The sequence below is a fragment of the Bacteroides sp. Phil13 genome (assembly GCF_001940965.1).
Taxonomy (GTDB): Bacteria; Bacteroidota; Bacteroidia; order Bacteroidales; family Bacteroidaceae; genus Bacteroides; species Bacteroides intestinalis.
On record NZ_MSHA01000100.1, the window covers coordinates 20,904 to 33,921 of the forward strand.

The window sequence follows — 13,018 nt, forward strand, 5'->3', positions numbered from 1 at the left end:
ATCTTATTTTCCCGCCCTTCGTGATTTTTCCCAAGCTCCACTGCTATTGCCTTTACGTTTACTTAGGTAGCGGAATCCCCTTATTACATTGACGTTCATAAAAAGGAAGTAATAAGGTATGAAGAGAATTTTGTTTTTAATATGTCTTCTTGAAAGGATATATCCCCAGATACCCATCAGGTAAAATAGAACCTGTAATCCCAGAATGATAGCGTAGAATAGAGGACAGTTACCAGTAAAGAGTAATATAACATTGAGGGGCAGCAACAGGAACAGGAGGATAGGGGTGATAGACCATCGCAGAACACGATGGGATACATATTGGAAATTAAGCCAGCCATAGCGGAACGGGTTCAGTAACGGACGTAATCGCCAGATAGACTGTAGTCCTCCGGCTGCGATGCGTACTTTACGTTTTTCTTCTTCCTGCATATCGGCAGAACCACTTTCGGTGGCGTAAGCTGTAGCACAGTAAGCGATGGTATAACCGTGCATGGCTATGCGGAGGGAGAGGATGAAATCATCGAGTAGGGTATCCGTTCTCATGTCTTCGAATAATTCGCGGCGTACAGCGAACAATTCTCCGGCGGCTCCTACAGCTGAGTAAAGACGTGAATCGAGTGCTTTCAAAGTCGACTCATATTTCCAATAGATGCCTTCTCCACCTGATGCTGCATTATCTTTGCTTTGTACGGCAATACGTTTTTCTCCGGCAACACACCCTACTTTAGGATTGGCAAAAGCATGAACGATTTCACGCAGAGCTTCACGGTTCAAGTGGGTATTGGCATCAGTGAATATGACGAGTGGCGTTTTTACAAACTTCATTCCCCGGTTGAGGGCAGCGGTTTTTCCCTGCCGTTGGGGCTGATGGAGTACGGTGGCTTGAGGCCAGCGTGAAAGGCGTTCATTAGTGTGGTCGTTACTGCCATCGGTTACCCAGAATATTTGCAGTTTCTCTGTAGGGTAGTCTAAGTCCAGGCAGTTTTGCATTTTTTCGTCTACAACGTCTTCTTCGTTGTAAGCTGCAATAAAGAGTGTGAGTTCAGGCAACTCTTCATCAGGAGGTATGGGGTAGTGGATCGGCTTACGGAAAGTTTCCTTTATCTTAACCAGAATATATAATACAATTCCATATCCTATATAAGTGTAGAATACGATAAAAAGGCTTATCCAGAATACTATCTCGAGGGTTCTCATTATAAAGTTGTTTAAGGTAAACAAGTAATCATGCTCAAAAGTATGGATAATCTTTTACTGATGCAAGAAAAGGGGGAAGATTTATCAAAATGCTTCTGTCATATTGAAATAAAACAGTGTTTGGTTGTTGACTGTATTTTTACCCAAATCAAGACGGACATTCATACGGGGCTGTACTTCAATACGTAGTCCGACACCGTAGTTGGGAAGTACACCTTCTATCTTGCCGGGAGTGGGCCCCATGAATCCGCAACCTGTCCAAGCTACGAAACCTACATGGTTTAGCATACGCTTCAGCCAGGTACTCTTATCAGTGTTTATCATCTGGCGATACTCCGCCATAACCACATGGGAAGATTTGTCACGATATTGTCCCATATAATAACCACGCAGGTCAAAAGGAGTTCCAGTAAGCATGTATTGTGTCAAAGGTACATCTCCAAACACGTTTTTAGTTTGTGCTGTCCAGGCAATGACCTTACGTTTCCCGACAGTCTTATATTGACGATAGTCTATCTCCAAGCGATAAAAGTTTTTATCGCTCCCGAGAAATTTGGTATACATCATTCCACGGAAATCGAGGTACATGCCCGAGTAGGCATTGGAGGGAATGTCACGGCTGTCATAAGTCAGCAGAAAACCAAGTCCGGAATTGAAATTTTTGTAACCTTTCTCTGTACCTCCGGCTGCCTTGTAGGATGGCTCGTCTACCAGATGTTTGGCGGGTTCTGTTATATCGTCATAGTTGATGTCTATCTGTGGTCCGGCAAATATATTGCTGTTGCCTAAGCGGAAAAGGAACCAGGGATTGAACTGGATACCACTGTAGCGGTATTGGCTGGTACTGTCGCTACGAACATAATTCTTGTTTGTACTGTAGCCCAGACCGTAGAAATTATCTTCCGTGTTTTTATAAGCAAATTTTCCGAAGATGCGGAAACGGTCACCTTTAAAAAAGAGTTGAGGCTTGGAAAAGAGGTTGATGCCACCATTGAACAAGAAAGCGATGGCTACAGGAACTACAGAACGCAACTGTGTAGTGTCACTGGGATTCATGCGGAAAGTCATCAGAGCGCTACCACCAAGTACTGCACCAAAATCGGGAGTATAACTCGGACCACCCAAAATATTATAATGCAAGTTTCGTTTTGCTACCTTTTGTTTACGCAATTCACGCTTAGTCAATGCAGGAGTCGTATCGTTGCCAGTAATCATCAAATTCATTCCTTCCTGAGCGGAAAGTGCTGTTACTGAAAGTAGTAATGTAATAATACCTGTTATATATCTTTTCATATCATACGAATGAGGGTGCAAAGAAAACTAATAAATTTGAATTAGTTTTCAATTCAAAAGACAATAAATCTAAAGATTTTACTAAAAGTTTCAAAAAAGCCATTAATTTTGCATCTAATCAAAGAACTGACAGTGGGAATTGTCAATGGTCTTTTTTCGAAGTATCGGACATTTAGACTAATATAAGACCATCCCCGTACCCGGTCCGTGTCTGGTCCATACCAAAGCCGTACCAAGTCCAAGTTCTTAGACACGGAGCAAGTACGGACTTGATAGGGGGCAGACCTGTAGAGGACAGGAAAAATAGACCAATTACTATACAAACCATATATTTTATGAATAAACGAATTTTATCAGTTTTTGTTTTCAGTGCCGCTTTATTTTCCATGCAGGCACAAGACGGAAAAGGGGGAATCAGCGAGACTATGCTGAACCAGATTAAACAGAGCTATCAAGGCACCACTGCCGATAAGGCTCTTCGTAATGCCATCGGAAACAATGACATTCGTAAACTTGCACTGAATCAGGAGAATCTGACAGGAATGGATACTCATTTTTCTGTGAAGGTAAACTCTAAAGGAATTACAGATCAGAAGTCGTCCGGACGTTGCTGGCTCTTCACCGGACTGAACGTGATGCGTGCCAAGACTATTGCCAAATATGATTTTCAATCTTTTGAATTTTCGGAGATTTACCCTTTCTTCTGGGATCAACTGGAGAAAGCCAATCTTTTCCTGCAGGGTATTATCGACACCCGTGAAAAGCCTATGAGCGACAAAACAGTGGAATGGCTTTTTCAACATCCTTTGAGTGATGGAGGAACATTTACGGGGGTTGCTGATATTGTCAGCAAATACGGTCTGGTACCTAAGGAAGCTATGCCGGAAACCAATAGCAGTGATAATACTTCGCGTATGGCAAATCTGGTTTCTTTGAAATTGAAAGAATACGGCCTGCAATTGCGCGACCTTGCTTCTAAAGGGGCAAAACCGGCGGCATTGGAAAAAGAGAAAACAACAATGCTCGGTACTATATATCGTATGTTGGTACTGAATTTGGGTGTTCCACCTACAGAGTTCGATTATGTACGTAAGGATGCCAAGGGTAATCCTGCGGAGACCGAACATCACACTCCGATGTCTTTCCTGAAGAAATATGGTGATGAGAATCTGCTGGGCAATTATGTGATGGTAATGAACGACCCTTCCCGTGAATACTACAAATGCTATGAGATAGACTATGACCGCCACCGCTACGATGGCAAAAACTGGACCTATGTAAACCTGCCTGTAGAAGATATCAAAGAAATGGCTATTGCTTCTTTGAAAGACAGTACCATGATGTATTTCTCTTGTGATGTGGGTAAGTTCCTGAATTCCGAACGTGGTTTGCTCGATGTGAAGAACTATGATTACGAATCGCTTATGGGCACTACTTTCAATATGGATAAGAAACAACGTATCCAGACTTTTTCCAGCGGTTCTTCTCATGCCATGACGCTTATGGCAGTAGATTTGAATAAGGACGGAAAGCCTGTGAAGTGGATGGTGGAAAATAGTTGGGGACCTGCAAGCGGTTATCAGGGGCATTTGATCATGACGGATGAATGGTTCGATGAATATATGTTCCGTCTGGTTTTGGAAACTAAGTATGTGCCTGCTAAGGTAATGGATCTGTTCAAACAGAAGCCTATTCGTCTGCCGGCTTGGGATCCTATGTTTGCGGAAGAAAATTAACACGATAACTCATCTTGTCGTCATCGTGCTCGTTAACGAAAGGAATTGCGGAAATTTATCCGTAATTCCTTTTGTTTTTGCTCTTTATTCACGTTCTTTTTTGCTACTTTTGCGGCAAATTAATGAAACCATTATTTTATATAAACGCATGGCAAATGTAATTAAGTTACGTAAAGGCCTTGACATCAACCTGAAAGGTAAAGCTTCTCAGGAGTTTATGTCTGTGAAAGAACCGGGATTCTACGCATTGGTTCCCGATGATTTTACGGGTATCACTCCGAAAGTGGTAGTCAAAGAACAGGAGTATGTGATGGCCGGAGGACCCTTGTTTATCGACAAGAATCATCCTGAATTGAAATTTGTTTCGCCCGTTAGCGGCGTAGTGACAAGCGTGGAGCGCGGCGCACGCCGTAAAGTGCTGAACATTGTCGTTGAAGCTGCAGCCGAGCAAGACTATGAAGAATTCGGTAAGAAAGACGTAAATGCCCTGAATGGCGAGTCGGTGAAAGCTGCATTGTTGGAAGCCGGTATGTTTGCGTTCATCCGTCAGCGTCCATACGATGTGATTGCTGATCCGACGATGTATCCGAAAGCTATCTTTGTTTCGGCCTTCGACAGTAACCCGCTGGCACCTGATTTTGAATTCGCCCTGAAAGGCGAGGAAGCAAACTTCCAAACAGGATTGGACGCTCTTTCCAAAATGGCAAAGACGTATTTAAGTATTAGTGTAAAACAAAAGGCAGCAGCGTTGACGCAAGCTAAGAATGTAACGATTACTGCATTTGACGGACCGAATCCGGCCGGCAATGTAGGCGTACAGATTAACCATATTTCACCTGTTGTGAAGGGTGAGACTGTATGGACAATCGGTGCGGAAGCTGTTATATTCATCGGACGTCTGTTCAATACAGGTCGTGTGGACATGACACGTAAAGTAGCCGTAGCAGGTTCCGAAGTGTTGAAACCTGCTTACTGTAAACTGAAAGTCGGTGCTCTGCTGACAAACGTATTCAGTGGAAACGTGACTACCGGTAGAGATTTACGCTACATCAGTGGTAATGTACTTACAGGTAAAAAAGTGAATCCGAACGGTTTTCTTGGCGCTTTTGACAGCCAGTTGACAGTGATTCCCGAAGGTGACGATATTCACGAAATGCTGGGTTGGATTATGCCGCGTTTCAATCAGTTCAGTGTGAACCATTCTTATTTCAGCTGGTTGCTGGGTAATAATAAGGAATATGTGCTTGATGCCCGTATCAAGGGTGGTGAACGTCACATGATCATGTCTAATGAGTATGATAAAGTATTCCCGATGGACATCTTCCCTGAATATCTGGTAAAAGCTATCATAGCAGGTGATATTGACCGTATGGAGGCTTTGGGTATTTATGAGGTAGCTCCTGAGGATTTTGCCCTTTGCGAATTCGTATGTTCTTCGAAAGTAGAAGTTCAACGCATTGTTCGTGCAGGACTTGACATGCTCCGTGCTGAAATGGCCTAATTCAATTTAAAAATCAAGAATTAAAAATTAAAGATGAAAGCGTTAAGAAATTATCTCGACAAGATAAAGCCGAACTTTGAAGAGGGCGGCAAATTCCACGCATTCCAGTCTGTGTTCGACGGATTCGAAACATTCCTGTTCGTCCCCAGCACGACTTCGAAATCGGGAACGCACATTCACGACGCTATCGACAGCAAGCGCATTATGTCGATGGTGGTCATTGCGTTGGTACCGGCGTTGCTGTTCGGTATGTATAACGTAGGTTACCAGCACTTCCATGCTACCGGTGCTACGGGTAGTTTTATTGAAATGTTTGCCTACGGTTTTCTGGCTGTATTGCCTAAAATCATTGTTTCTTATGTAGTAGGTTTGGGTATTGAATTCGTTGTGGCTCAATGGAAGAAAGAAGAAATCCAGGAAGGTTTCCTCGTTTCAGGTATCCTGATCCCTATGATTGTTCCGGTAGACTGCCCGCTGTGGATTCTGGCAGTGGCTACTGCATTCTCCGTAATTTTTGCAAAGGAAGTATTCGGTGGTACAGGTATGAACGTATTCAACGTTGCCCTGATTACTCGTGCATTCCTTTTCTTCGCATATCCTACGAAGATGTCCGGTGATGCTGTTTGGGTATCAGGAGATACTATCTTCGGTATGGGGCAGGCTGTTGACGGATTGACCGTAGCTACTCCGCTGGGTGAAGCTGCTACTACAGGTGCCATTCCGCCTTTCTCTTGGGATATGGTAACGGGGTTGATACCGGGTTCTATTGGTGAGACCAGTGTAATTGCCATTGCTCTTGGTGCTATCTTGCTGTTGGCAACAGGTATCGCAAGCTGGAAGACGATGTTCTCCGTATTCGTGGGTGGTGCATTCATGGCTTGGGTGTTCAATACAGTCGGTCCCGACACTCCGATGGCTCAGATGCCTTGGTACGAACATCTCGTGCTGGGTGGTTTCTGTTTCGGTGCTGTGTTCATGGCTACCGATCCTGTAACTTCGGCTCGTACCGAGACGGGTAAGTATATCTTCGGTTTCCTGATTGGTGTCATGGCAATCGTAATCCGAGTACTGAACCCCGGTTATCCCGAAGGTATGATGCTTGCCATCCTGCTGATGAACATCTTCGCTCCGTTGATTGACTACTGTGTAGTACAAGGTAATATCAGCCGTCGCGAGAAACGTGCAATTAAGTCTAACAATTAAAATACCGTAAGAAAATGAATACCAATAGTAATAGTTATACTATCATTTATGCTTCGGTAATGGTTGTTATCGTTGCATTCTTGCTGGCATTCGTTAGTTCCTCATTGAGAACCATTCAGAACAAAAATGTGGAACTGGATACGAAGAAGCAAATACTCGCTGCATTGAACATCAAGAACGTGAAAGATGCCGAGGCTGAATATAATAAATATGTAAAAGGAGATATGCTGATGAACGTAGACGGTACTTTGACCGAGAATACCGGAGCATTTGCTACTGGCTACGAAAAAGAAGCTAAAGAACATCAACGTCTGCACGTATTCGTAGCAGAAGTGAATGGAGAAAAGAAATATGTGTTCCCTGTTTACGGTGCCGGTCTTTGGGGTGCTATCTGGGGATATGTTGCACTGAATAGCGATAAAGATACTGTTTATGGTGTCTATTTCTCTCATGCCAGTGAAACTCCGGGTCTGGGTGCTGAAATTGCCGGACAACACTTTCAAGATGAATTCTTGGGTAAGAAGACACTGGAAAACGGTGAAATTGCCTTGGGTGTTGTGAAGAACGGCAAGGTTGAGAAACCTGATTATCAAGTGGACGGTATCTCTGGTGGTACGATTACTTCTGTAGGTGTAGATGCCATGCTGAAAGCTTGTCTGAATAGTTACAAGAGTTTTTTAACCAATAATGATGAGGAATAAGGATATGGGACAGTTGTTTTCAAAGAAAAATAGAGAAGTATTCTCAGCTCCGCTGGGCATGAACAATCCTGTTACCGTACAGGTGCTGGGTATCTGTTCTGCACTGGCTGTAACTGCCAAACTGGAACCCGCCATCGTAATGGGTCTTTCGGTAACAGTGATTACGGCTTTTGCCAATGTGGTTATTTCATTGTTGCGTAAGACAATTCCCAACCGTATCCGTATTATCGTTCAGTTGGTTGTGGTAGCAGCTTTGGTAACCATTGTGAGTGAAATATTGAAAGCTTTTGCTTATGATGTAAGTGTACAGCTTTCTGTGTATGTAGGTTTGATTATTACAAACTGTATCCTGATGGGACGTCTGGAAGCATTTGCCATGCAGAACGGTCCGTGGGAATCTTGCCTGGATGGTATAGGTAACGGTTTGGGATATGCTAAGATTTTGATTATCGTAGCTTTCTTCCGCGAACTGTTAGGCTCGGGTACATTGCTTGGTTTCAATATCCTGAACCATGAATGGCTGACAAATCTGGGTTATGTGAACAACGGTTTGATGCTGATGCCGCCGATGGCTTTGATCATCTGCGCTTGCATCATCTGGTATCAACGTGCTCGTCACAAAGAATTGCAAGAAAAGTAATCACTAGTAAACAGAAAGAATTATGGAACATTTAATAAGTTTATTTGTCCGCTCCATATTTGTGGACAACATGATATTTGCATTCTTCCTGGGTATGTGCTCTTACTTAGCTGTATCTAAGAATGTAAAGACTGCTGTAGGACTGGGTATCGCTGTAACTTTCGTATTGGTGGTTACGCTTCCAGTCAACTATTTATTGCAGACCAAGGTGCTGGCTGCCAATGCTATTATTGATGGCGTTGACCTCAGCTTCCTCAGTTTTATCCTTTTTATTGCTGTAATTGCCGGTATCGTACAGTTGGTAGAGATGGTTGTGGAACGTTTTAGTCCTTCTCTCTACGCTTCACTGGGTATCTTCTTGCCGTTGATTGCTGTAAACTGTGCTATCATGGGTGCTTCTCTGTTCATGCAGCAGCGCATCAATGTAGGTGAGAGTGACCCGAAGTACATCGGTGATATATGGGATGCCATCTCTTACGCACTGGGTTCCGGTATTGGTTGGTTACTGGCTATTGTCGGTCTGGCAGCTATCCGTGAAAAAATGGCTTACTCTGACGTGCCTGATGCGCTGAAAGGCTTGGGTATCACGTTCATTACAGTAGGCTTGATGGCAATGGCATTCATGTGTTTCTCTGGTTTGAACATCTAATAAAGAAAGGAATAGAACAATGGATATGAATTTAATATTAGCGAGCATTGGAGTATTCCTGGTGGTTATTCTGCTGCTTGTCGTTATCCTGCTGGTTGCCAAGAATTTCTTGGTGCCTTCAGGTAATGTAAAACTGACTATAAACGGTGACAAGGTACTGGATGTGGAGTCTGGTGCTACGTTGCTGAATACATTGTCTGTGAATGGAGTATTCCTTTCTTCCGCTTGTGGTGGTAAGGGTTCTTGCGGACAGTGTAAATGCCAGGTACTGGATGGTGGCGGCGAGATTCTGCCGTCTGAGGTTCCTCATTTTAGCCGTAAACAAGTACAGGATCACTGGCGTCTGGGTTGCCAGGTGAAGGTAAAGAGCGATATGGCTATCAAGATTGATGAGTCTGTGCTTGGTGTAAAAGAGTGGGAATGCGAAGTTATCTCCAACAAGAATGTGGCTACGTTCATCAAAGAGTTCATCGTTGCGTTGCCTAAGGGTGAACACATGGACTTTATTCCGGGGTCTTATGCGCAGATCAAGATACCTAAGTTCGATATGGACTATAACAAAGACATTGATAAGAGCCTGATTGGTGATGAGTATTTGCCGGCATGGGAAAAATTCGGTCTGTTTACACTGAAGTGTCGAAATGACGAAGAAACCATTCGTGCATACTCTATGGCTAACTATCCGGCAGAGGGCGACCGTATCATGTTGACGGTACGTATCGCAACTCCGCCGTTTAAGCCCAAAGAACAAGGTCCGGGCTTTATGGATGTGATGCCGGGTATCGCTTCTTCTTATATCTTTACGCTGAAACCAGGTGACAAGGTTATCATGAGTGGTCCTTACGGAGACTTCCATCCGATATTCGACTCTAAGAAGGAAATGATGTGGATTGGTGGTGGTGCCGGTATGGCTCCGTTGCGTGCCCAGATCATGCACTTAACGAAGACATTGCATACTACTGACCGTAAGATGACTTACTTCTATGGTGCACGTGCCCTGAACGAAGTATTCTATCTGGAAGACTTCCTGCAAATAGAGAAAGATTTCCCGAACTTTACGTTCCATCTGGCATTGGACCGTCCGGATCCCGCAGCAGATGCAGCAGGCGTGAAGTATACTCCGGGATTCGTTCATCAGGTAATTTACAATACATACCTGAAAGACCATGAAGCTCCTGAAGATATTGAATATTACATGTGTGGTCCTGGCCCGATGTCGAAGGCTGTTGAGAAGATGCTCGACGATCTTGGTGTTCCGGCTCAGAACTTGATGTTCGATAACTTCGGCGGATAAAATTAGGCAAGGTTTATAAAAAACTTCGATATTTGTAGAAACTCCTGCAAGGCTACGGCTATGCAGGAGTTTTTTTGTTATCTTTGGCCCGTTATCGAAAAAGAATGTTATGGAAATTCAGGATATACTGCGTAATCTGCAAGTAGAACAACTCACCCCGATGCAGGAGGCTACTCGGGAGGCTTATCATGAAAATAAAGATTTGGTGCTACTCTCACCTACGGGTTCGGGTAAAACACTGGCTTTTCTTCTTCCGTTGGTACAATCATTAAAGACGAATGTGCAAGGTGTGCAGGCCGTTGTGTTGGTACCTTCGCGGGAGCTGGCATTGCAAATTGAAACTGTATTTAAATCCATGGGAACTCCCTTTAAGGCTATGAGTTGTTATGGTGGCCGTCCTGCTATGGAGGAACATAGGACGATGAAAGGTGTTAATCCTTCAGTCATTATCGGTACACCGGGGCGAATGAACGATCATTTGAGAAAAGAAAATTTTGATGCGGGTACTGTTACTACATTAGTAATAGATGAGTTTGATAAATGTCTTGAATTTGGTTTCCATGACGAGATGGCGGAAGTTATCGGACAGTTACCTTCATTAAAAAAGCGTATATTACTTTCAGCTACAGATACCGAAGAAATTCCCCAATTTGCCGGAGTGGGAGGAGATTCCCAATCTTCAGTCTCCGGTTCTCAACTGGTTAAGCTTAATTTTCTTGATCCCGATGCTCTTGCCCCTCGTCTGAAGTTACATAAAGTTGTTTCTCCCGAAAAAGATAAGCTGGAAATACTCTACAATTTGCTTTGTACGCTTGGTTATCATTCCACTCTTGTATTTTGTAACTATCGTGATAGTGTGGAACGCGTCACCGGATACCTGCAAGCAAAGAAGTTCCCGTGTGATATGTTTCATGGGGGTATGGAACAGCCTGACCGTGAGCGGGCACTCTATAAATTTCGCAATGGTAGTTGTTCCGTATTAATTTCTACTGATCTTGCTGCCCGCGGACTGGACATTCCGGGCATCGAAAATGTGGTGCATTATCATCCTCCCGTGAATGAGGAAGCCTACACTCATCGTAATGGGCGTACAGCGCGTTGGGAGGCATCGGGAAACGCCTATTTGATTCTACATGAAGAAGAATTTGTACCGGAATATATTTCTGATGATATTGAAACTTATGAATTTCCAGAGGTGCTTCCTAAGCCTGCTAAACCTCGTTGGGCTACATTATATATAGGTAAAGGAAAAAAAGATAAATTGAATAAAATCGATATTGTAGGTTTCCTATATAAAAAAGGTGGAATGGCACGTGAAGACGTCGGGCAGGTAGATGTGAAAGAACATTATGCTTTTGTAGCTGTGCGCCGTAGCAAAATGAAGCAATTGCTTACGCTGATACGTGGTGAAAAAATCAAAGGAATAAAGACGATAATAGAGGAGGCTAAGTAAACTCTCTTATAAATATTCATTTTATTTGCATTTATTCTTCTGAATGTAAAGTAATAAATCCTCAATACTTTTAGTTTCTCTAAAAGTATTGTTCTTGATAAGTATGGATAACAAAATGGTGCATATATCCTGTATAAACCATAAAAAAGTAAGCTAAATGCGGTGTAAAAATGGAATTTCATCATGAAAGGTTTGTTTTAAAGAAATATTTCCGTAATTTCGCAAGGTCTAAAGACATTAATGAACGAAATTGTATAACCAAAACAAACTTCAAATGAAAAAGCATAATTTCAATGCAGGACCTTCTATTCTTCCTCGTGAGGTGATTGAGGATACGGCAAAAGCTATTCTCGATTTCAATGGTTCAGGCCTCTCACTGATGGAAATCAGCCACCGTGCTAAGGATTTTCAACCCGTTGTGGATGAAGCTGTAGCACTATTCAAAGAATTACTTAATATCCCTGAAGGGTATTCGGTACTGTTCTTGGGCGGTGGTGCCAGTTTGGAATTCTGCATGGTACCCTTCAACTTCCTTGAAAAGAAAGCTGCTTACCTGAATACAGGTGTATGGGCCAAAAAAGCCATGAAAGAAGCCAAAGCATTCGGTGAAGTAGTTGAAGTCGCTTCTTCCGCTGAATCTACTTATACTTATATTCCGAAGGACTATACAGTACCTGCTGATGCTGATTATTTCCACATCACAACCAACAACACTATTTATGGTACTGAACTTAAGGAAGATTTGAATGTAAACGTTCCGATGATTGCTGATATGTCTTCTGATATTTTCTCCCGTCCTATCGACGTGTCTAAATATATCTGTATCTATGGCGGTGCACAGAAGAATCTGGCTCCTTCCGGTGTTACATTTGTTATCGTGAAGAATGACGCTTTGGGTAAAGTTTCCCGTTATATCCCGACAATGCTGAATTATCAGACACATGTTGACAGCGGTTCCATGTTTAATACTCCTCCGGTTGTTCCTATCTATGCTGCATTGCAGACTTTACGTTGGATCAAGGCACAGGGTGGTGTGAAAGAAATGGAACGCCGTGCCATAGAAAAGGCAGATATGCTGTATGCTGAAATCGACCGCAACAAAATGTTCGTAGGTACTGCCGCACAGGAAGACCGTTCACGCATGAACATCTGTTTTGTGATGGCTCCCGAATACAAAGAATTGGAAGCTGACTTTATGAAGTTTGCTACAGAAAGGGGTATGGTAGGTATCAAAGGACACCGTTCAGTAGGTGGATTCCGTGCATCTTGCTATAATGCTATGCCAAAAGAAAGCGTACAGGCTTTGATTGACTGCATGCAGGAATTTGAGAAACTTCATTAATAATAT

General features: G+C 43.1%; 11 protein-coding genes. 9 read left to right on the top strand and 2 right to left on the bottom strand.

Annotation, left to right across the window (positions count from 1 at the left end; genetic code table 11):
* Nucleotides 1–3: 3 nt before the first annotated feature.
* Together BWI44_RS19215 and BWI44_RS19220 are read right to left on the bottom strand one after the other, a co-directional pair.
* Nucleotides 4–1,200, bottom strand: coding sequence for a glycosyltransferase family 2 protein (locus tag BWI44_RS19215; RefSeq protein WP_021967201.1), 1,197 nt, complete (start codon nt 1,198–1,200; stop codon nt 4–6).
* An 84-nt stretch (nt 1,201–1,284) separates the two neighbouring features.
* The gene (locus tag BWI44_RS19220) at nt 1,285–2,493 is read right to left on the bottom strand and encodes a BamA/TamA family outer membrane protein (RefSeq protein ID WP_007663378.1); all 1,209 of its coding nucleotides are present in this window, start codon (nt 2,491–2,493) and stop codon (nt 1,285–1,287) included.
* A gap of 335 nt (nt 2,494–2,828) precedes the next feature.
* Here BWI44_RS19220 and BWI44_RS19225 point away from each other — a divergent pair, with 335 nt between their 5' ends.
* The 9 genes from BWI44_RS19225 (at nt 2,829) to serC (ending at nt 13,012) form a co-directional block, all read left to right on the top strand.
* Nucleotides 2,829–4,229, top strand: coding sequence for a C1 family peptidase (locus tag BWI44_RS19225; protein WP_044155019.1), 1,401 nt, complete (start codon nt 2,829–2,831; stop codon nt 4,227–4,229).
* A 148-nt stretch (nt 4,230–4,377) separates the two neighbouring features.
* Entirely contained in the window at nt 4,378–5,730 is a 1,353-nt protein-coding gene (locus BWI44_RS19230; RefSeq protein ID WP_286816010.1) for a Na(+)-translocating NADH-quinone reductase subunit A, read from the top strand.
* A 33-nt stretch (nt 5,731–5,763) separates the two neighbouring features.
* Entirely contained in the window at nt 5,764–6,933 is a 1,170-nt protein-coding gene (locus BWI44_RS19235; RefSeq protein ID WP_007663374.1) for an NADH:ubiquinone reductase (Na(+)-transporting) subunit B, read from the top strand.
* A gap of 14 nt (nt 6,934–6,947) precedes the next feature.
* Entirely contained in the window at nt 6,948–7,634 is a 687-nt protein-coding gene (locus BWI44_RS19240) for a Na(+)-translocating NADH-quinone reductase subunit C (protein WP_007663373.1), read from the top strand.
* 4 nt (nt 7,635–7,638) lie between these two features.
* Nucleotides 7,639–8,274, top strand: a complete 636-nt coding sequence (locus BWI44_RS19245; protein ID WP_044155222.1) for an NADH:ubiquinone reductase (Na(+)-transporting) subunit D — start codon at nt 7,639–7,641, stop codon at nt 8,272–8,274.
* Nucleotides 8,275–8,296: 22 nt separating this feature from the next.
* Nucleotides 8,297–8,923 (top strand): NADH:ubiquinone reductase (Na(+)-transporting) subunit E, encoded by a 627-nt coding sequence (gene nqrE / locus BWI44_RS19250; RefSeq protein WP_007663369.1) that lies wholly within the window; start codon nt 8,297–8,299, stop codon nt 8,921–8,923.
* A 19-nt stretch (nt 8,924–8,942) separates the two neighbouring features.
* Complete coding sequence (nqrF, locus tag BWI44_RS19255; protein WP_007663367.1) at nt 8,943–10,217, top strand: NADH:ubiquinone reductase (Na(+)-transporting) subunit F; 1,275 nt, start codon at nt 8,943–8,945, stop codon at nt 10,215–10,217.
* 109 nt (nt 10,218–10,326) lie between these two features.
* Nucleotides 10,327–11,670, top strand: coding sequence for a DEAD/DEAH box helicase (locus BWI44_RS19260; RefSeq protein WP_044532461.1), 1,344 nt, complete (start codon nt 10,327–10,329; stop codon nt 11,668–11,670).
* A 274-nt stretch (nt 11,671–11,944) separates the two neighbouring features.
* Entirely contained in the window at nt 11,945–13,012 is a 1,068-nt protein-coding gene (gene serC / locus BWI44_RS19265) for a 3-phosphoserine/phosphohydroxythreonine transaminase (protein ID WP_007663365.1), read from the top strand.
* Nucleotides 13,013–13,018: the final 6 nt, after the last annotated feature.

What these genes read in the sequence shown, in the direction of transcription:
- BWI44_RS19215 (WP_021967201.1), bottom strand. Translation starts at nt 1,200, where the DNA reads ATGAGAACCCTCGAGATAGTATTCTGGATAAGCCTTTTTATCGTATTC.
- BWI44_RS19220 (WP_007663378.1), bottom strand. Translation starts at nt 2,493, where the DNA reads ATGAAAAGATATATAACAGGTATTATTACATTACTACTTTCAGTAACA.
- BWI44_RS19225 (WP_044155019.1), top strand. Translation starts at nt 2,829, where the DNA reads ATGAATAAACGAATTTTATCAGTTTTTGTTTTCAGTGCCGCTTTATTT.
- BWI44_RS19230 (WP_286816010.1), top strand. Translation starts at nt 4,378, where the DNA reads ATGGCAAATGTAATTAAGTTACGTAAAGGCCTTGACATCAACCTGAAA.
- BWI44_RS19235 (WP_007663374.1), top strand. Translation starts at nt 5,764, where the DNA reads ATGAAAGCGTTAAGAAATTATCTCGACAAGATAAAGCCGAACTTTGAA.
- BWI44_RS19240 (WP_007663373.1), top strand. Translation starts at nt 6,948, where the DNA reads ATGAATACCAATAGTAATAGTTATACTATCATTTATGCTTCGGTAATG.
- BWI44_RS19245 (WP_044155222.1), top strand. Translation starts at nt 7,639, where the DNA reads ATGGGACAGTTGTTTTCAAAGAAAAATAGAGAAGTATTCTCAGCTCCG.
- nqrE (WP_007663369.1), top strand. Translation starts at nt 8,297, where the DNA reads ATGGAACATTTAATAAGTTTATTTGTCCGCTCCATATTTGTGGACAAC.
- nqrF (WP_007663367.1), top strand. Translation starts at nt 8,943, where the DNA reads ATGGATATGAATTTAATATTAGCGAGCATTGGAGTATTCCTGGTGGTT.
- BWI44_RS19260 (WP_044532461.1), top strand. Translation starts at nt 10,327, where the DNA reads ATGGAAATTCAGGATATACTGCGTAATCTGCAAGTAGAACAACTCACC.
- serC (WP_007663365.1), top strand. Translation starts at nt 11,945, where the DNA reads ATGAAAAAGCATAATTTCAATGCAGGACCTTCTATTCTTCCTCGTGAG.